Annotated in this window: 18 protein-coding genes and 1 pseudogene; 11 read left to right on the forward strand and 8 right to left on the reverse strand. The window is 60.6% G+C overall.

Annotated elements, in window-relative coordinates:
• Positions 1 to 16 precede the first annotated feature (16 nt).
• Positions 17 to 2086, reverse strand: a complete 2070-nt coding sequence (fusA, locus tag IGW03_RS27990; protein ID WP_194725810.1) for an elongation factor G — start codon at positions 2084 to 2086, stop codon at positions 17 to 19.
• A 186-nt stretch (positions 2087 to 2272) separates the two neighbouring features.
• Here fusA and IGW03_RS38720 point away from each other — a divergent pair, with 186 nt between their 5' ends.
• Complete coding sequence (locus IGW03_RS38720) at positions 2273 to 2407, forward strand: hypothetical protein (RefSeq protein WP_267253635.1); 135 nt, start codon at positions 2273 to 2275, stop codon at positions 2405 to 2407.
• A gap of 124 nt (positions 2408 to 2531) precedes the next feature.
• Here IGW03_RS38720 and IGW03_RS27995 read toward each other — a convergent pair whose 3' ends face one another.
• Entirely contained in the window at positions 2532 to 3353 is an 822-nt protein-coding gene (locus IGW03_RS27995) for an AraC family transcriptional regulator (RefSeq protein WP_194725811.1), read from the reverse strand.
• A 123-nt stretch (positions 3354 to 3476) separates the two neighbouring features.
• On the opposite strand from IGW03_RS27995, the gene IGW03_RS28000 reads away from it, so the two are divergent.
• A complete protein-coding gene (locus IGW03_RS28000) occupies positions 3477 to 4412 on the forward strand; it encodes a DMT family transporter (RefSeq protein ID WP_194725812.1) in 936 nt (311 codons plus the stop codon).
• 45 nt (positions 4413 to 4457) lie between these two features.
• Here the strand turns inward: IGW03_RS28000 and IGW03_RS28005 are convergent, their stop codons facing one another.
• Positions 4458 to 4643 carry a hypothetical protein gene (locus tag IGW03_RS28005; protein ID WP_194725813.1) on the reverse strand — a complete coding sequence of 62 codons (186 nt, stop codon included), beginning with the start codon at positions 4641 to 4643 and terminating at the stop codon, positions 4458 to 4460.
• 236 nt (positions 4644 to 4879) lie between these two features.
• Here IGW03_RS28005 and IGW03_RS28010 point away from each other — a divergent pair, with 236 nt between their 5' ends.
• The 5 genes and pseudogenes from IGW03_RS28010 to IGW03_RS28030 all read left to right on the forward strand — a co-directional run bounded on the left by IGW03_RS28010 (position 4880) and on the right by IGW03_RS28030 (position 7682).
• Positions 4880 to 5278: a four-helix bundle copper-binding protein gene (locus IGW03_RS28010; RefSeq protein ID WP_194725814.1), complete on the forward strand. Its 399-nt coding sequence runs from the start codon at positions 4880 to 4882 to the stop codon at positions 5276 to 5278.
• 37 nt (positions 5279 to 5315) lie between these two features.
• Positions 5316 to 5513: pseudogene (locus IGW03_RS28015) on the forward strand (hypothetical protein); the annotation flags it as partial.
• Positions 5514 to 5844: 331 nt separating this feature from the next.
• Positions 5845 to 6066, forward strand: a complete 222-nt coding sequence (locus IGW03_RS28020; protein ID WP_194725815.1) for a hypothetical protein — start codon at positions 5845 to 5847, stop codon at positions 6064 to 6066.
• Between the two features lie 45 nt (positions 6067 to 6111).
• The gene (locus IGW03_RS28025) at positions 6112 to 6318 is read left to right on the forward strand and encodes a hypothetical protein (RefSeq protein ID WP_194725816.1); all 207 of its coding nucleotides are present in this window, start codon (positions 6112 to 6114) and stop codon (positions 6316 to 6318) included.
• A gap of 173 nt (positions 6319 to 6491) precedes the next feature.
• Positions 6492 to 7682 carry a PQQ-dependent sugar dehydrogenase gene (locus tag IGW03_RS28030; RefSeq protein ID WP_194725817.1) on the forward strand — a complete coding sequence of 397 codons (1191 nt, stop codon included), beginning with the start codon at positions 6492 to 6494 and terminating at the stop codon, positions 7680 to 7682.
• Between the two features lie 95 nt (positions 7683 to 7777).
• Here IGW03_RS28030 and dkgB read toward each other — a convergent pair whose 3' ends face one another.
• Both dkgB and IGW03_RS28040 read right to left on the reverse strand, forming a co-directional pair.
• Positions 7778 to 8581 (reverse strand): 2,5-didehydrogluconate reductase DkgB, encoded by an 804-nt coding sequence (gene dkgB, locus IGW03_RS28035; RefSeq protein WP_194725818.1) that lies wholly within the window; start codon positions 8579 to 8581, stop codon positions 7778 to 7780.
• A 54-nt stretch (positions 8582 to 8635) separates the two neighbouring features.
• Positions 8636 to 9841 carry an MFS transporter gene (locus tag IGW03_RS28040; protein ID WP_194725819.1) on the reverse strand — a complete coding sequence of 402 codons (1206 nt, stop codon included), beginning with the start codon at positions 9839 to 9841 and terminating at the stop codon, positions 8636 to 8638.
• Between the two features lie 100 nt (positions 9842 to 9941).
• On the opposite strand from IGW03_RS28040, the gene IGW03_RS28045 reads away from it, so the two are divergent.
• Positions 9942 to 10859 (forward strand): LysR substrate-binding domain-containing protein, encoded by a 918-nt coding sequence (locus IGW03_RS28045; RefSeq protein ID WP_194725820.1) that lies wholly within the window; start codon positions 9942 to 9944, stop codon positions 10857 to 10859.
• A gap of 300 nt (positions 10860 to 11159) precedes the next feature.
• Positions 11160 to 12470, forward strand: coding sequence for an HD-GYP domain-containing protein (locus IGW03_RS28050; RefSeq protein WP_194725821.1), 1311 nt, complete (start codon positions 11160 to 11162; stop codon positions 12468 to 12470).
• A 6-nt stretch (positions 12471 to 12476) separates the two neighbouring features.
• On the opposite strand, the gene IGW03_RS28055 is transcribed toward IGW03_RS28050, so the two are convergent.
• On the reverse strand, positions 12477 to 12629 hold the full coding sequence (locus tag IGW03_RS28055) for a hypothetical protein (RefSeq protein WP_194725822.1): 153 nt from the start codon (positions 12627 to 12629) through the stop codon (positions 12477 to 12479).
• A gap of 175 nt (positions 12630 to 12804) precedes the next feature.
• Positions 12805 to 13155 (reverse strand): hypothetical protein, encoded by a 351-nt coding sequence (locus IGW03_RS28060; RefSeq protein WP_194725823.1) that lies wholly within the window; start codon positions 13153 to 13155, stop codon positions 12805 to 12807.
• 709 nt (positions 13156 to 13864) lie between these two features.
• Between IGW03_RS28060 and IGW03_RS28065 the strand changes: the two genes are divergently transcribed.
• The gene (locus tag IGW03_RS28065; protein WP_228536142.1) at positions 13865 to 16393 is read left to right on the forward strand and encodes a mechanosensitive ion channel family protein; all 2529 of its coding nucleotides are present in this window, start codon (positions 13865 to 13867) and stop codon (positions 16391 to 16393) included.
• Between the two features lie 23 nt (positions 16394 to 16416).
• On the opposite strand, the gene IGW03_RS28070 is transcribed toward IGW03_RS28065, so the two are convergent.
• Complete coding sequence (locus IGW03_RS28070; RefSeq protein WP_194725824.1) at positions 16417 to 17340, reverse strand: LysR family transcriptional regulator; 924 nt, start codon at positions 17338 to 17340, stop codon at positions 16417 to 16419.
• 121 nt (positions 17341 to 17461) lie between these two features.
• On the opposite strand from IGW03_RS28070, the gene IGW03_RS28075 reads away from it, so the two are divergent.
• Entirely contained in the window at positions 17462 to 18766 is a 1305-nt protein-coding gene (locus tag IGW03_RS28075) for a serine hydrolase domain-containing protein (protein WP_228536143.1), read from the forward strand.
• Positions 18767 to 19027 lie beyond the last annotated feature (261 nt).

Below are 19027 nucleotides of genomic sequence, written 5' to 3' on the forward strand. Positions count from 1 at the left end.
GCAGGCGGGCCATGCGTCATGCTTCGTCCGCCACCGCCTTGTACTGGCCGGCCATGCGCTGCTGCATGGCCGGCGGCACTGCATCGTAGTGGCTGAAGCTGACGGTATAGCTGCCCCTGCCGGCGGTGGCCGAATGCAGGCGCGACTGGTAACCGTTCAGTTCCGACAGCGGTATCAGGCCGCTGACCAGCGAGCTGTCGCCATGGCCCCTGCGCATGCCGCTGATCTGGCCCCGGCGCACGGAAAGATCGGCGGTGACATCGCCCATGCTGTCCTCCGGCGCCGACACCTCGATATTGACCACAGGCTCCAGCAGCACGGGCCTGGCCTTCAGCACCGCATCCCGAAACGCCTTGCGGCCCGCCACGATGAAGGCGATCTCCTTGGAATCGACCGGGTGGCTCTTGCCGTCGTGCACGGTGACGCGAACATCCTGCATCGGAAATCCGGCCACCGGCCCGCTCTCCATGGCCTGCAGCACGCCTTTCTCGACCGCGGGCAAGAATTGGCGCGGGATGACGCCGCCCTTGACTGCATCGACGAATTCGAAACCCGTGCCGCGCGGCAGGGGCTCGACCTTCAAAAACACTTCGCCGAACTGGCCGGCGCCGCCGCTCTGCTTCTTGTGCCGGAAATGCCCTTCGCCGCCGGCGGCGATGGTTTCCCGGTAGGCAATCTTCGGCGGATGGGTGATGACATCGGTCTTGTACACCTCGGTCATGCGGTCCAGCACGCTGCGCAGATGCAATTCGCCCAAGCCGGACATCACCGTCTCGCCGGTGCTCATCATGCGGTCGACGCGCAGGCAGGGATCTTCCGAGCAAAGTTTTTGCAGCAGATCCCACAGGCGCTGCTCGTCGCCGCGCTTGCGCGGTTCTATCGACAGGCCGTAGATCGGCTGGGGCAGGGGAATCGGTTCCAGGTGAATGTGCGCATCCTCAGCGGCATCGTGCAGGATGGCATCGTAGAAAATCTCGTCGATGCGGGCGACCGCGCAGATGTCGCCAGGCACCGCCTGCTGTACTTCGATTTGCTCCCTGCCTTGCACCTTGTAGAGATGCGCCACGCGAAAGGGCTTTCGCTGATCGCCTATGTAGAGCGTGCCGTCGCGGCGCACGGTTCCCTGGTGAACCCGGAACATGGCCAGCTTGCCGACGTAGGGATCCACCGCGATCTTGAAGACATGGGCCAGCACATGCTGCGTCGGGTCCGGCACCGCGCGAATCTGCTTTCTGGCGTGTGGGTCCTCGGGGTTGCCTTGATAGAAAACGGGCGGGTTGCCTTCGGTGGGGTTCGGCATCAGCCGCGAGAAAACTTCAAGCAGCTGCGCGACTCCCGCGCCGGTCTGCGCGGAAACGAAGCAGACGGGAATCAAGTGCCCCTCGCGCAACGCCTGTTCGAACGGCGCATGCAGGATTTCGGGATCGATGTCGCCCTGGTCGAGATAGGTTTCCATGAACGCGGCGTCGACTTCGACCACCTGGTCCATCAGCGCCCGGTGCGCCGCAGCCACCGTGGAGAAATCAGCGTCGCCCTGCGGCTGGAAGAAGCAGTCGGCCACCTCATGGCCGCCGGCGGACGGCAGGTTGATGGGCAGGCATTCCTTGCCGAACATTTCCTGTATGCGCAGCACCAGCGCAGGCAGATCGACGCCGGGCGCATCGATCTTGTTGACGATGATCAGCCTGCACATTCCTCGCGTGCGGGCCAGTTCCATCATGCGCGACGTCATCATTTCAATGCCACTTTGCGCATCAATGACGACTGCCGCCGTATCCGCCGCTGGAAGAACGCTGATCGCCTGTCCGATGAAGTCCGGATAGCCCGGCGTATCGAGCAGATGAATGCGCGTGTCGCGGTGGTCGATATAGGCCGGCGTGGCATAGAGCGTATGCCGGTATTTGCGCTCCAGCGGATCCTGGCCGGAAATCAGGCTGGCTCGCTCCTGGTTGCCGTTGCCGCCGTTTCCGTTATTGCTTCCCGCCATGCCGGCAGCTTGCAGCAGCGCCTCAACCAGCATCGTCTTTCCGCATCCGCTGTGGCCGACAAGGGCGATATTGCGAATGGCTTCAGTACTGTACGGCATGGACAGGTCCTCCGCGCAACGAGGGTCAAAGGGTAGGCATGCTGAAGATTCATTCCATTATCGTTGGCGTTTGCGGAATGGGCAAAAAAATCAGCAATGCCGTGGCGCGCAAGTTGCGGCTTGCATGCCAGGCCTCCGTGCCTATACTGAAAAACCGTCTGCGGGTACCTGAAATCTGGAGGTTGTATGAAGCGCATTCTCTTCGCCATGATTGCTTTCGCGGCTCTTGCCGGTTCTGCCAGCGCGGTCGATACGCGTTCCCTGTTCAGCGAGGACGCGGCGTCCTGCACCGGTTCACCCAAGCCGGGCGATCCGAGCTGAAACTCGAATCGCATCGGGCGTTATCCGTCTGCAACATTGCAGGCATCCACGCTCAAGACAGTATCGAGTCAGCGAACCGCAGTTTGCGCTTGCGCCCTCAAGCTTGGGCACTTTGGGCTGGACGTCATTCAGAAGCGGGCTTTTCGTTCGGGGAAGCCCGCTGCGCTCCCTTGCGGAATTCGTCCGGCGTCACTCCCAGCATGCGGCGGAACATGGTGATGAACGCCGACGCGCTGCTGTAGCCGAGATCGAATGCGACCCTCTCCACCGTCTGTCCGCCCTCCAGCAGCGGCATTGCCTTGACGACACGCAGTCGCTGCCTCCACTCGGCGAACGACATGCCCAGTTCGCGCTGGAAGCGGCGGGTCAGCGTTCGCTCCGTAGAGTTGGCGTGGCGTGCGAGTTCAGGCAGGGATCGGGTATCGCCCGGATTGCCTTCCAATACACGCAATACCGGTCCAAGTACCGGGTCATCCGACGTCGGGAGGTAGCTTCCGACGCAGGCAGCGTTGGCCAGCTGATCCAGCACCACGCGCAGCAGCCTGTCCTCGGCCTCGGACCTTCGCTCTCCCGGCGGATGATCGCGCAGGTGTTCGAGCACCGCACGCAGCAGCGGGCTGACGGTCAGCGCGCATGTGCTTTGCGGAAGCGCCGCACACAGCTCTTGCGCGATGTACACCGAACAGAAGGTGGTCTCGACCTTGTTGACTCCCATGTGCTCCACGAAGGGCGGTAGCCAGACGGCATATTGCGGCGGCGCCAGGTAGTGGCGGTCCGCAAGTTTCACTTCCATGACTCCGCTGAAGGAGTACACCAGCTCCCCCCATAAATGATGATGCTGAGGATTGATCGCCTCGGCAGGAATGCTCGCAGACCGGAAATAGATCGGTGCGGGAAGGCCGTCGTTGAAAGGAGGCTGATACAGATGCTTTGCGCGGGTCTTCATTGAAGCCTGGAAGAAATTTACAAGATTGGCCGGATCAAGGGATGATTTGTCGGGTTCTCACTATATCGTTATTTGCCGCCACATGCATAATCCCTTCCTATCACTGGAATCGAGGGAGCGGGCATGGATGCAAGGAAGGCATTGGACGGGCAGGCGGTCGGAATCATGGTGGTGCTGTGCATCGTCTGGGGCATGCAGCAGGTGGCACTCAAGGCGACCGCCGCCGACATCAGTCCTTCACTGCAGATATCGATTCGCTCCGGTATTGCCGCAGTGCTCGTCGGCGTCGTGATGATCGCGAGGAAGGAAAGGATTTCTTTTGCGCAGGGCATGTGGCGACCCGGACTGATCGTGGGAATACTGTTCGCGCTGGAGTACCTCTTCGTCGGTGCCGCACTGCGCCATACGAGTGCCGCACATACCGCGGTCTTCCTCTACACGGCTCCGGTATTCGCCGCACTCGGCCTGCACTGGAAAATGCCCGCGGAGCGTCTTGCTCCCTTGCAGTGGATCGGCATCGCCGTGGCTTTCGCAGGCATCGTCATGGCCTTCCTCGGACGCGGCGGATTTACCCCGGGCGGTTCGCTCTCGCATGTCAGCGAGACGATGCAAGGAGATTTGCTGGCGCTGGCTGCGGGAATATCGATGGGCGCGACGAACGTTGTGATCCGCTGTTCCAGCCTGTCGCGCGCACCCGCAACCGAGACGCTGCTCTATCAGCTTCTCGGCGCGTTTGTGCTGCTGCTTTTCGCGGCCGCGACGAGCGGTGAGCTGACCATCAATCCGACGCCTTCGGCTTGGGGCGGCCTGATATTTCAAACCCTGATCGTGTCTTTCGCAAGCTTTCTCGTCTGGTTCTGGCTGCTGCGCCATTACCTTGCTTCACGGCTGGGCGTGCTGTCGTTCATGACACCGATCTTCGGTGTGGTGCTCGGCGCCTGGCTGCTGAACGAAGCCATCGAACCCGGATTTCTCGCGGGCGCATTGCTGGTGCTCGCCGGCATTGCACTGGTCAGCGGCTATGAGTGGCTGCAAGGGTTCCGAGGCGCTGCACGATGAGCGGCAAAACAAAGGCCTGACCGTTGCGCCCGCCCCGGCCCGTCTTCAATGATGCGTGGTCTTGCGTCCCGAACCCGACTTCTTCCCGCCGCCGGAAACCTTGTTTTCCGTGGCCCACGCACGGCGCTTGGCCTCTTCCGCCGGGACGCCGCGTTTCTTGTAGCCGTCGGCGATATGTTCGGCCTGACGCTTCTGCTTGTCGGTATACGCTGATTTGTCACCTCTTGGCATGGCAGACTCCTTTTCGATGGTTTGACAGGATGAATGATGGAGAACGGTGCGCTTCGGCATTCGTTCGAACTCAACTGCTGAGAGAAACGCAGCAAGAGTTTGTTCCCCATTGGCCAGTCAACCCGGCATCTGCATCGCCCTATGAAATGAATTGCCCGAAGCAGGAACCGGGCGGGGTATTGCCGTTGTCATATCAGTCTTGTGCCGACCAGGCCTTTGCTCCCATGGAGGACACCATGCATGCTCATTCCATCTCTCCCGGCATGCAGCAGTGCATCGATGCCTGCCTGCACTGCTACCGCACTTGCAGGGAAACCGCCATGAATCATGGCCTGGAAAGCGGCGGCAGGCATGTGGAACCGGCGCATTTCCGGCTGATGATCAATTGTTCGGAAATATGCAGAACCAGTGCTGAATTCATGATGAGCGCATCCCCTTTGCATGCGCATGTATGCGCTGCCTGCGCGGTGGTGTGCGTTGCCTGTGCGGAAAGCTGCGAGGACATCGGCCAGATGGACGAGTGCGCACAAGCTTGCCGTGCCTGTGCGCAGAACTGCCGCCAGATGGCAAGCCAGCCGAACGCACTGTCCAGCGGCACACATGCAGGCGGCGCCCGGAGCGGCGCCGCACATTGAGTGAGCATGAATGAAGCACGATTAAAAGGAGTCTTGCGTGAAGGCAGTCGTATTCCATGATGTGGGTGATATCCGTCTTGAAGATGTACCGGAACCGAAGATCGAACAGCCGACCGATGCGATCGTCCGGCTTACCGCAAGCGCGATCTGCGGAACCGATCTGCATTTCATCCGCGGCACCTTCCCCGTGATCGAACTGGTGCGGACCGGCAGCTTCGATCCGGCAAGCGTTCTGACGCAGCAGGAGCCGATCACTTCGGTCATCGACGCCTACAAGGCATTTGACACGCGCCAGCCGGGATGGATCAAGGTGGAGCTGCTGCCTCGTGCTGGCGGCAATCGGCCGTCGTAACAGCTTCCCGGGCGATGGTGGAAAAGGCGGCCGCCTTGGGAGGCTCGTCTGCGGGCCTGCGGGCCTGCGGGCGCTTGATGCATTCCTGAATGCGGAACTCTCATGCAACTCCATGTACGAATCTGTCATGGAGCAAGGAAAGAGAACCGGTTCGGCGGCTGCCTTGTCCTGACGACATTGCAGCGCAGCCGGACATCAAGCAAAGGATACGACCATGCAGACAAATCCCGCCAGTCCGCAGCGCCCGGAGAAACCGCAAGTCCTTCCACCCGATCCGGCAACGAATGCCGACGATACGTCCGTCGATGCCGGTGCGGCCGAAAACGCGAAAAAGGCAGACGACAAGAATCCGGCGCAGCCGCAGCGCATCAGCCGCGAAGCCGCGGAGAAGGGCATTGCGCCGGATGCCGATCCGGATGATCCCGTTTCTCCCTGAAGGCTTTCCCTCAATCGTCGCGCCAACCTGCAGGAAGGATCTTTCATGATGCAGCAAGAACCTGTTCAGAACCCGCCGCACTCGCCTCAGGAAATACCGGTCGTGCCGAATCCCGCGCCGGAGATTGCGCCGTCGACTCAGTCGGAGCCGGAAATTACTCCGCCTCTCGATCCTGTCGCGCCCTCATCTCCCCAAGGTCCGGAAATCGTTCCCGACGAGTCGCCGCCGGAAGTGCCCGGTACAGTAGGCTGAGAAGAGTGCACTCCTCGCGCCATGGCGTCGCGAGCTGACGCAACGGCAAGGAACAAGCCTGCCCCGCGCACCGGTTTGTTCTGCCTCAAAACAAATTCATGTTTCCGGCATGGGCGAAGTCACTATCTTGGAGACGCATGTTCTAACCGCCTTTCTTTTTCCCCTCCCATGCCATGAAAACGTCTACCCGGCTTCTCGCCGCTGCCGCAGTCGCCGCCTGCGCGCAGGCCTATGCCCAAACACCAGGCGAGCCTGCGAAGGCAAGTTATGAAGGCAATGTATTCCGTCCCGTGAAAGTGGAGGCGACCGATGCGCGTGTTGCCGGCCTGCGTGCGCCGGGCGGCTTTGCCGTCACGAAGTATGCGGAAAACCTGGGCAAGCCGCGCATGCTTGCCGTGGCGCCCAACGGCGATGTGTATGTGTCCGACCGCGACAAGGGAACGGTGAGCCTGCTGCGCTACGTGCAAGGCACGGGCAAGGGCGGCGAAGCCATCGAGGTGGCCCGCGCCCCGGATGTGCACGGCTTGGCCATCATGGACGGCAAGTTGTACATCGCGGCCATCCGCGAATTGTACGTCGCCGACATACGCAGCGACGGCACGCTGGGCGAGCTGAAGACGTTGTACGACGATCTGCCGGATGCCGGGCAGCATCCCAACCGGACGCTGCGCTTTGGCCCGGACAAGAAGCTTTATCTGTCGATCGGCAGCACCTGCAATGCCTGCGACGAGCCGAATCCGGAAAGCGCAACAATCGTGCAGGTCAATACCGACGGCTCGGGCCGCAGCATCTTTGCCAAGGGACTGCGCAATACCATCGGTTTCGACTGGCATCCGTCGACCAGGGAGATGTACGGATTCGACCATGGCATTGACTGGCTCGGCGACGAACAGCAGAAGGAAGAATTGAACCTGCTCAAGGAAGGCGCCGACTATGGATGGCCTTACATCTTCGAATCGGGCAAGTTCAATGTTGCCGAGGAGCCGCCGCCGGGAATGAGCTTCGCCGAATATGCGCAGAAGACCGCCGCCCCGGTCAAGCTGTACACCGCGCATGCCTCGCCGCTGGGACTGGTCTTCTATACCGGCGATCAATTTCCGGCGGAGTACCGCAACGATGCTTTCGTCACGATGCGCGGATCATGGAACCGGGCCGAGCCCGCCGGCTACAAGGTTGTTCGCGTCCGTTACGACAATCAGGGACGTCCCGTTCGCTTCGAAGACTTTGTCGGCACATGGCTGACTAATAACAACCAGGCGCATTTCGGCAGGATTACCGGCATCGCGCAGCATGCCGACGGCTCGCTGCTGGTTGCGGACGACAGCAATGGCGTGATTTATCGCGTGGCATACACCAGGCAGTAATCTGCGCCGGTCAGAAGGGCAGCAGTGCCGGCAGTTCGTCGCCCGCGCTGCTGCCCGCAGTGACGACCCTCCCGCAGCCGCCCGCAAACTCCGATTCAGGCATCCCAGTCAGGCGCAAAATCCGGATTGGCAATACGCGCATTGCTGTCGAGCGTGCGAATGCGTGCGATGTCATTCTCGGTCAGGCGCAAATCCAGGGCTTTCAGGTTGGCTTGCAGATTGGCTGACTTGGTCGATGACGGGATCACTGCGTGGCCCTGCTGCAGCAACCAGGCCAGCGCCACCTGCGCCGGTGTTGCGCCGTGGCGGGCCGCGATGTCAAGCATGACAGGATCCTGCATGACCTTGCCGTAGGCAAGCGGCATGTAGGCGGTGAGGTGAATGCCCATCTCGCGCGCGGCATCAACGAGCTTGCGGTTCTGCAGAAATGGATGAATCTCGACCTGGTTGGTGGCGATGCTGGCTGCGCCGACCGCAGCGGCTGCCTCACGCATCTGCGCGACGGTGAAATTGGAGATGCCGATCAGCCTCGTCAGCCCCCGTTCACGCGCTTCCATCAGGGCGTTCATCGATTCTGCAACAGGTACGGCGTTTCCCGGCGAAGGCCAGTGGAGCAGGGTCAGGTCGACCTGCTCCAGCCCAAGCTTTTGCAGACTCTCTTCCAGACTGCCGATGAGTTTGCCGGCTGCCATGTTGTCCGTCCAGATCTTGGTGGTGACGAAAAGCTCGCTGCGCGCAATGCCGCATTCCGCGATGGCGGTGCCGATGTCGGCTTCGTTGCCGTAGATTTGCGCGGTATCGATATGCCGGTAGCCGGCGGCAAGTCCGTTGCTGACGGATTCAATGACCTGCTGTCCCTGCAGGCGGAAGGTTCCGAGACCGAGTGGCGGGATATGCATGTGATGTCCTTTCATGTTGCGATGTAAAGTCGTGATGGGTGAATGCGGCTGCAATCAGTGCATGCCTGCCGCGGCGGCATGCGTGCGCGTCAGCACTATGCCGCTCCTGCGATCGAGCCGCCCGGCGAGCGTGGTGAGACCGAGGGATCCGAGGACCACGATGGCGCCCAGCCATGGCGTTGCCAGCAGGCCGAGATGTTCGACGATCAGGCCGCCGGCCCATGCGCCGCCTGCAATACCCAGATTGAAGGCAGCAATGTTCAATCCGGAAGCCACATCAATTGCATGGGGTGCATGGTGCTCGGCCTGCTGCACGACGTAGACCTGCAGTCCGGGCACATTGCCGAAGGCAACCGCTCCCCATGCAAGTACCGTGGCCACTGCAAGCCATGGATGCGACGCGGTGAAGGAAAAGACGAAGAGCACCGCGGCCAGCAAGGCGAAGACGATCTGCAGCGCGCGCACCGGTCCCTTGCGGTCGGCCAGCCTGCCGCCCCAGATATTGCCTGCGGCAACCGACACGCCATAGACCAGCATGATCAGGCTGACGCTGGAGGCGGAGAATCCCGTGACTTCCTGCAGCATGGGTGCAAGATAGGTAAAGGCGATGAAGGAGCCGCCATAGCCGAGCGCCGTCATTGCATACACCAGCAGCAGGCGGGGTTTCTTCAGGACCGCCATCTGGCCGAGCAGGGAAGTGGCCGCAGGCGTGGCTATCGTATCGGGCACCAGCACGAGGCTGCCGATGAAGGCCATCACGCCCAGCATGGAGACGGCGAGGAAGGTCGTCTGCCAGCCAAGCGTCTGTCCGATGAAGGTGCCGAGCGGAACGCCGGTCACCAGTGCAACCGTCAGGCCGGAGAACATCAGCGCAATCGCGCTGGCGGCCTTTTCTTTCGACACCAGTCCGGTAGCGATCGTGGAGCCGATGGAAAAGAACACGCCGTGCGCAAGGCCGGTCAGGATGCGCGCGCCCATCAGCGCGGTATAACCCGGCGAAAGCCAGGCGATCAGGTTGCCGACGGTGAACAGGGCCATCAATCCCAGCAGCAGCGCCTTGCGGGGTACGCGATTGGTGAGCGCGGTCAGTACCGGTGCGCCGATGGCAACGCCGAGCGCGTACAGGCTGACCAGCAGGCCGGCGGAAGGCACCGACACCTGCAGGCTTTCAGCGATGGTGGGAATGAGACCGACGATGACGAATTCCGTTGTGCCGATGGCAAAGGCGCTCAAGGTCAGCGCCCAGAGAGCAAGAGGCATGAGATTCTCCTTGGTGAGTAAGATTGCCTCGCAGTGTGCATGACCTGGCGACAAACAAAAATCCTGTTGACTACAATACACTTTTGACTGGAGAGCAAAAATGCTGAGTGTGGAAGCCTTGATGGGATTTGTCGCCGTGATCGATGCCGGATCGTTTTCGGCCGCGGCGGAACGTTTGGGGCAGACGCCGTCGGGCATCAGCCGCACCATCTCCCGATTGGAAACGCAGCTCGGCGTGACGCTGATCACCCGCACCACGCGCCGCCTGGATCTGACCAAGGAGGGCGAATGGCTGCTGGCGCGCGCGCGGCAGATACTGGCTGACCTGCAGAACACCGAAGACGAGCTGGCAGGGCATCTGGCCGAGCCGGCCGGGGTGGTGCGCCTGAACGCGGCGACTCCCGTGCTCGACCATCTGGTGGCGCCGCTGGCGGGCGAGATCATGGATCGTTACCCCAAACTCAGATTGGAGCTGGTCAGCGGTGAAACCGTGATCGACCTGATCGAAGAACGCGTCGATGTCGCAATCCGCATCGGCGAACTGTCCGATTCCACCCTGAACGCCCGGCGTCTGGGGACGAGCCGGCTGCGGCTGCTGGCGGCTCCAGGCTACACCGAGCGCCACGGCGTTCCGCGCGACGTGGCGGACCTGGCGGGCAGGCACCGCACGCTTGGCTTCACCGCTCCCGCTTCCCTGAACATCTGGCCGCTCCGGCATGACGGCCAGGAGGGGTACTCCATATCGCCGGACATCGCTGCATCGAGCGGGGAAACACTGCGTCATCTGGCACTGGCCGGGGCCGGCATCGTCTGCCTCGCGGACTACCTGACGCATGCCGACCGCAAGGAAGGCCGTCTGGTCAGCATCCTGGAAACGGATACCCTGCCTTGGTCGCAGCCCGTGTGGGCGGTGTTCTACAAGCAGGGTGCGCTGGCTCCGCGCGTGACGGTGCTGGTGGACTTGCTGGCCGACAGGCTGACGGGCACGCTGCTCGAAGACGGCGGCATGAGGCGCTGATTAAAAACAGGCTGTGAATAAAATTTTCCAAGCATTCGGTAGCGAACTCGCGTTTCGGATGCTCGAGGGCAGATATATCTGAAATTGGCTAGAATTTGCTTTTTGAATTATTGTAAGACGTCCCCCATATCCATGGGATTTCGTCAGACAAGGAAAGCACCTATCCTGTGTTAACTGTTGTCAGATACAAGAACAAGGCCTTACGAACGCCATGCCGATTCCAGCAGCATCTTGAGGCGCGCGGTCAGAATGCCTGACGGTGCATCCATGGCTATGAACGGTTTAACAATACCTGATCGAATGCGTGACAACGCCGGCTACCTGGCTGCTGCAGCGGACCAGAGTCCTCATTATGTCCGCTCGATTACGGAAGTCGGCGAACAGAACGAAGTCATTGCGCAGGACGACATTTACGCAAGCAACGGCATGAAGCTGATTGCGAAGGGCGCGAAGATCAATCGCAGCACCTGGCATCGGTTGGCGGACCACAAGCTGAGAGCGCCGCTGGACATGGTCCTGGTCGCGGCCGACTCCGTCAATGAAGTCAGCCTTGCACGCGATATCGATCGCATCATTGCTGCCGATCCCATCCTGTCGACCTTGCTGGTGCGTTCCGGCGATCCTCAAAGTCTCAAGTCGATACTCGGCCAGTCAAAACTTCAGACGCCGATTGCGTTTCGCCTGACGGTGATGCGCAATGATCGCAGCGGATTGTATGAACACAGTCTGAGAGTCGCTGTCATTGCGCACAGTATCGGAACGAGGATGAAATTGCCGACTGCGCAGCTTGAGCACCTGCTGCTCGCTTCGCTTTGCCACGACTTCGGAGAAATGCACACCGACCCGGACATGCTCGCTCCCGACCGCGCCATCGTCGGCACGGACCGGCGTTTCATCTACGTGCATCCGATCACCGGCTACGTCGTACTGCAGCAGATGAACGGCATTCCCGCCGAAGTCATGCAGGCGGTGCTTCAGCATCATGAGCGGCTGGACGGCAGCGGCTATCCCTACGGCGATTCGGGGGAGAAGATAAGCCAGCTCGCTCGAGTCATATCGGTTGCCGAAACATTCGAGGCAGTGGTGCGGCGATTCAATGCCGTACGGCTCAACATTACCTTTCGCCTGAATCAGGGCCGTCTGGACGGCGCAGCCATCAATGCGCTGTATGAACTTTTGCCCGACCAGGTCGATGCACAAAACGATGGTCCATGCGATTACGATTACGGCCCGACCCTGGCCCGGCTGCACCGGCTTCTCATAGACTGGCCGGCGTTGAAAGACGAGATAGAAGGCAGCAAAGAGAATGAACCCTTGCGATTCCTGACTGACCGGATGCTGTCGATCCAATCCGTCGTGTATCAGGCCGGATTGACGCCGGAGCTCCTGGAGTTCCTGGATCTGGAAGCCGGTGATGCCGAAGTCTTGCAGGAACTGAATCCGACGCTGGATGAAATCGAAAGGCTGCTCAGCGATATTGCCCATGAGACTGATCGCAAGATTGCAGCAGACTCTTCCTGTTACCCAACAGCGGCACGCGTCCTTGATTTGCTGCAGCCTGATGCTTCCTCCAAGGATAGCGCTGGGTTAAGGAACAGCCTGGCTGCATAGGCTTCCTTAATTAATGTGCGCGCCGTGTTGCAACGCTTGCCCGAATTCGGGCAGGCTGTTCACTTCGATCGCAAGCTTTCCTTGCCGGAAATCAGTTGCCGCTTCGGTGCAAGCGAGTTGCTTGCGGCGCAAGCGCATTCGCTGAAGCGCCGAATTCATCCTCAATTGGCTTGAACTTCTGCAGTGTCAAATTTCTAACTGCCTACGGCAGCTTGATGCGTGCTCCATGCATCTCGACAGCACTGCCAGATTTCTTACCAGCCCTATAACGGAGGACGTAGATGAAAAAACTCTTGATTGCATCACTTGTATGCGCGCTGAGCACCGGCGTTGCCTATGCACAAAGCTCCCCTTCAGGCCCGTCGACAGGCTCGGGAACAAACAGCAGCATGCCGGCCGCCAATGATTCAAACTCCGGCACCAGCGGTTCTTCCGGCAAGACTGGCAGCGCAGCGGCCAAGTCAACCGACGACAAGAGCAAGCACAAGTCCCATAGCGGAAGCAGTTCGTCCGGAAAAAGCTCCGCCGGCTCCAGCGGATCGAGCGGATCGAGCAGAACAAGCGGTTCCGGCGGCAGCTCGTCGGACATGAGCTCCGGCAGTTCAAGCAGCATGAGCGGCGGCAGTGGAAGCACCGGCAGCAGCGGCGGCGGAACGGGCGGCGGCAGCAAGTAATACCAAGTCATCCATTTGAAGTATGCCGGACCGGCATTGATCGGTCCGGCAAGACTGCTTGGAGGGTGCTCCTTTCATGTTGTGCGCAAAGCGTGTCGTCTGCAGCCTGCGGAAGCAATACTTTCGCGCCGCGTAAAGCCGGCGCGCTTGGGCCGCACAAGTATCTGCTGTCCGGAAAAGGCGCCAGCGCCGCGAGCGCAATGCGCTTCTGCGAATGCGCGTGAACTTTCATGCGGGCCAGGATTGCGCAAGGCGAATAAAGAGGCTGAACATTTGCGCCAAGGCGGCAGTTCTTGCATCTGCGCAAAGCTTCCTGCACCGAATCTGCTACGGTATGCCTCATGGCATCACAACGTCACGCGTACAAGATTCATTTCCCGTTTGATCCTGCAATTCTCCTGGCATGCTGCAGAGCGGTTGCGTGACTGTCCGCTCCGTCGGCTTTGCGAGGTCTTGAGAGATGACAGCCGTGACGCTCGACTTGAAGCCGTCGTTTCATGTTCGCCGGCGACGATAGTCCGCGAACGGTGCTCTTCGAGCTGTTCGTGTTGATTTCCGGACTGTGCCGGTCGGCTGGAATCTGCCTGCCGTATTGCCCTCTTTTTCCCACCCAATCGGACAATGCCAAAAGCATTTATTCACATCGTTTTTGCAGCCATGCTGGCCGTTCTTGGCGGAACTGCAGCAGCTGCTGATCTTGACACGCAAGCAGGCCATGGTTTGCAGCCGGAACAAGCGGTTTCATCTGGTTCTGAGGATCGGCCCATCATCCTTGCGGCCGCCGCGGCGCCAGCAGCCGCAGCGCCGCCCGGGGGCGCTGCCGAGGAAAAGCCCGTTGACTCCGGACCCATTCCGCTGGAAGAGAACGGGCTGATCGCGCAAATATTGGCCCAGGTCGACCGCTGGAATGACAGCTTCGAGATACAGGTCCGGCAACTTGCCCGCGTGCTGTCGGGACTGCCCGCCATCCTTGACGGCATCGGCGCCAGGCTGGCGGACTCTGCCGATCAGGCCTTGCTGCTCACGGGATTGCTCATTCTGGCCTCCATATTTGCTGTCGGCCTGGCCATGGAGTGGCTCCTGCGGCGTTTGTTTGCCGGTCCGCGGGCATCGTTCATCAATCATGCCCAGCAGCTGGACCGGCACATCGAGTCAAGCGCTGCGCCGGGAAATCATGCCCAAGCCGACATCAGGCAATCCGCAGGAACGACGAGCAGCGATACAGCCGGGACCGACACGAAACAGGATCAGAAGGAAGCAGGCATGCAGCCGCCGGCGGAAGGTACGGCTCTTGTGCGAAGCCAGCGGGACGGTGTCGATCTTGTCGAGTCCATCCCGATCGACACAAGCCGCTCATCATCCGCGGCCTCCATCTCGGGGAAGTCGTTCGAAGCGCAAAGCCGCGATACGGAGCAGACAGGAATATCAGAACAAAGTGCTGCGGCGGCACAAACGGTTTCCCGCGACAAGCACGAATCGGCGCCCCGCCTTGCTTCAACCAAGCTCTGGAGCCTGCTGCGCCAGTTGCCCTTTGCGATCGGCGTCCTGCTGCTTGATCTGCTGCCGCTCACCGTGTTCTTTCTCGTTACTGCGGTCGCGCTGCATTGGCTCGGCGGGAGCGATACAGGCTTGCGCCAGATAGTCAATATCCTGGTCGGCGCATATGTAGGCATGCGAGCGGCAACGGCCGTACTGCGGCTGGTAGTGGCGCCAGCAGGATGCGGGATTCCGATACTGAGGGTACGCGCCGAAATCGCGGAAACCCTGTACCAGGGCCTGCGCCGAATGATCGTGACGGCCGCAATCGGCGTGGCTTTGGCCGGCGTCGTGTACGGACTCGGCGGAGCAGGGGAGGGGCGTCTCGTCACGCTCAAGTTCGTCTCCCTGGTCGTGCATCTGCAGGCGGTCGTCCTGATCTTCCGCCTGCGCCCGCATGTCGCCGCACTCATCGCCGGGTCCCCCCATCCCGACAGTCCGCTCTCGACCGCGCGCAAGTGGCTGGCTGAAACCTGGGCCACATTTGCCACCATTCTGGTGATGGGGACCTGGGTCGTCTGGGCGCTCGGTGTGGAGGACGGATTCCCGCGGCTGCTGCATTTCATCGGCGTCACCGTAGGTATTACCCTTGCTGCGAGGGTGCTTGCGATCCTCATCCTCGGCCTGCTCGGTCGATTGTTCCACGGGAATGAGGCGGCCAGCCATTCGCCGACCGGAGGCGACAACGGAGCCGACCGATACTTTCCTCTTGTTCAGCGCGTGGTCGTCATTTTCATCAGCATATGCACCGTCGTTGCGCTGCTGCAGGCCTGGGGAATCGATGTGACCGGCTGGCTGATGGAAAGGCCGATCGGGCGCAGGCTGTTTTCGGCGGTCGTGACGATTGCCGTTGCCGTCATTGTCGGCATCGCGGTCTGGGAGGTCACCAACAGCACCGTTGAGCGGCGCCTGAAAATCTGGAAGGAGCAGGGCGAGACCGTACGGGCGGCGCGGCTGCGTACGCTTTTGCCGATACTTCGGTCCTGCCTGTTCATCGTCCTCATTCTGATTGTGGGCCTTACGGCCCTCAACGAGATCGGCATCAACACCACGCCGCTCCTGGCCAGCGCAAGTATCGTTGGCGTGGCCCTTGGCTTCGGGTCCCAGAAACTCGTTCAAGACTTCATTACCGGGATCTTCCTGCTGATGGAAAATGCCATGCAGGTCGGCGACTGGGTCACGGTGGCGGGTGTTTCCGGCGTCGTGGAAGACTTGTCGATACGGACCGTCCGGCTGCGGGCCGGCGACGGCTCGCTCCATATCGTCCCGTTCAGCTCGGTATCCACGGTGAACAACACCAATCGCGGCCTGGGCAATGCGGTCATGCGAGTCAGCGTGGTGTACGGCACCGATATCGACGCCGTGACAAACGAACTCAGGGAGATCGGCAAAAACCTGCGATCGGATCCTAACTTTGCAGCAAATATCATTGGCGACCTGGAAATTTGGGGCGTGGATGCGGTTGACGGCTCGTCAGTGACATTGGCAGGCCAGATGCGCTGTACCGACAAGGGCCGATGGGGCGTGCAGCGCGAGCTCAACCGCCGCATACTCGAGCGCTTCCGCCAGATCAATGTCGTCATCGCCGACCCTCGTGCGACGGTACTGCTTTCCCGCGACGCGCCGCCGCCTGTGGTTTCAGCGGTACAGCACCTGACTCCCGGCGGCGGCAGAAAGCCTGCAACCGATGCCGGCCTGGAGAGCGCCGGCTGAGGAGCTTGTGCCTTGATCCGTCATCATTTGCCAGCCGGTTTCAATTTTTCCATGGCGAGAAAAATGGACCGCATCGCAATCTGAGCGTCGGGCGACAAGGTGCGCCGGCTCAGGCAAACAATAGCCAGGTCAAGGTCAGGCGCAGGGTAGGGCGGGTTCATGAGCCTGGCGAGCCTGCCGTCGCGAACTTCACCGCACACCGCAGCGTCCGCCGCATAAAGCACCACGTCGCTTGACGCAGCCATATCCTTGAGCACGAAGAAATTGTTGCATTCGACCAGCCGATGGAGATCGAGATCCTGCGGCAACTCCAGGGCCTTGTGCACCTTGCGCGCAAGGCGCTCCGGCAGCGGTACGAATGCGAAGGAGAACGGGCGTAGGTCTTCCATCGACATCTTGCGCTTCTTCAGCAGCGGATGGCCGCCTCTGACGTACCATCCGGCGCTCAGCAAGGGAAGCTTCCTTGCCTCGACCGTGTCATCCTGGGGAATCGACTTGAGGTCGGTAACGTAGAAGTCGATCGTTTCCTTTTGCAGCTTCTCATGCAGCACGTCCCAGCTGTTGACCTCCGGCACAAGATGCAGGCGGGGATGGTTCTCGCGCAGGGAAACCAGTACGTCGGCCAGGAAGATCGCTGCGGAATGCGGACCGACGCCAAACCGGACTTCTCCTAGTTCGTGGCTCTTGATCATGTCCACATCACGCTTGAGGCAGCGTGCTTCGAACAGGACGCGCCGCGAACGTTCCAGCACCTGCTTGCCGGCTGCCGTCAAGGTAACGCGCCGTGCAACGCGATCGAGCAGCGTCAGCCCAAGGTCGCGCTCCAGTGCCTGAATGCTGCGGGTCAGGGCAGGCTGGCTCAGGTGTACGCGCTCTGCAGCACGTGCGAAGGAAAGTTCTTCGGCGAGCGCAACGAGGTGCTGTAATTGGCGCAGACTGGTTTCCATTCGAACTCCACAAACGGTCACGATGCATATCATGCATCAAAGTCCAGAAAATAATGCATTTGAATTATGCGTTGCATTGTAGTGCAATGGACGCATACACAATATGACCATGGAGACCGACATGAAGAAAGTCCTGCCAGCTCTTGCCATCGTCTCGCTTGCGGCCGGTGCTTACGCCCAGGCGCCGGCGTTGCCCAATCCCGCTGCTACTGATCCCGTCGCACTTGGCTGGATGCAGGGATCGCCGCCGGCACCGGACAAGATCATTCGCTTTGAAGACGGGTCTTTCTACCGCTTCCCGCAACTCCGCTGGACGTTCTCCCACATCCGCGAACTGCGGCCGACGATCAGCGTCTGGCATGGCAACGGCACTCCTTCAATCATGCCGCAGGCTGCGGTCGACCTGGATAGCCTGGCTTTCACGGACGACAAAGGGGCTCAGGCCACCTGGGCCGACATGCTCCAGCGGACCTATACCGACGGCGTGATCGTCATGCACAAGGGGCGCGTGGTTTATGAAAAGTACTTCGGCGCAGCGGCCCCGCAATTGCAGCATTCAGCATTCTCGGTGACCAAATCGTTCATTGGCCTGATGGCGGCCATGCTGGTGGAAGAAGGCAAGCTCGATCCGAATGCCCTGGTGAGCAAGTATGTCCCCGAGGTGAAGGAATCCGCGTATGGCGATGCCACGGTCCGCCAGCTCATGGACATGACCGTCGGCGTGCGTTATTCCGAGAATTATGCGGATCAGAAGGCCGAAGTATGGGACTATGCCCGCGCAGGCGGCATGGCGCCCGTGCCGGCGTCCTACAACGGCCCGAAAAATTTCTACGATTTCCTCGGCACGCTGAAAAAGGAAGGCCAGCACGGCGAGGCTTTCGCCTACAAGACATCCAATGCCGAAATGCTGGCATGGGTGGTGCGGCGCGTCGCCGGAAAGCCCGTTTCCGAGCTGATGTCCGAAAAAATCTGGCGCCGGCTTGGAACGGAAAACGATGCCTACTTCCAGGTGGATTCGATCGGCGTTGAATCCGGCGGCGGCGGCATGAGCCTGACCCTGCGCGACATGGCGCGCTTCGGCGAAATGATGCGCCTGGGCGGCAAATATAACGGCCAGCAGATCGTGCCCAAGGCCGTGGTCGAAGATATCCGCAAAGGCGGAGACCAGGCGAATTTCGCGAAGGCAGCCTATCCAGACGTTCCCGGCTACGGCAAGGGATACTCCTACCGCAGCATGTGGTGGGTTTCGCATAACGACCATGGCGTTTTCGACGCCCGGGGCATCCATGGTCAGCGCGTCTACATCGATCCTGCCGCAGAAATCGTCATCGCCAAATTTTCTTCACATCCGGTAGCCAGCAATCTCGGAAATATTCCCTTGACGGACCGAGCTTTCGCGGCGGTGGCGGCGTTCTTGTCTAAGTAAGGCGCCGCACTGGCGGATTCGTGCCCTGGATGGATAACGAAGTCTGTTCTCTGCAGCTTTTGTTGGACCCCACCGGAGATGCCGTATTGGCTTAAGAATGCAATGCGACATCTCTATCTGGGACCTACATTCAATGTTAGCCCCAAGTTCAAATGTCGTGGTGCCAACCAAATAGAAATGTCGCGATTTTGACCTGTTTTCGCTGATTTCAGGCTGTTTTTGGGGTTTTAATAGTCACGCAGCCGCGATGGCGGAATGCCC

The sequence above is a fragment of the Noviherbaspirillum malthae genome, from assembly GCF_015352985.1.
Classification (GTDB): Bacteria; Pseudomonadota; Gammaproteobacteria; order Burkholderiales; family Burkholderiaceae_D; genus Noviherbaspirillum; species Noviherbaspirillum malthae.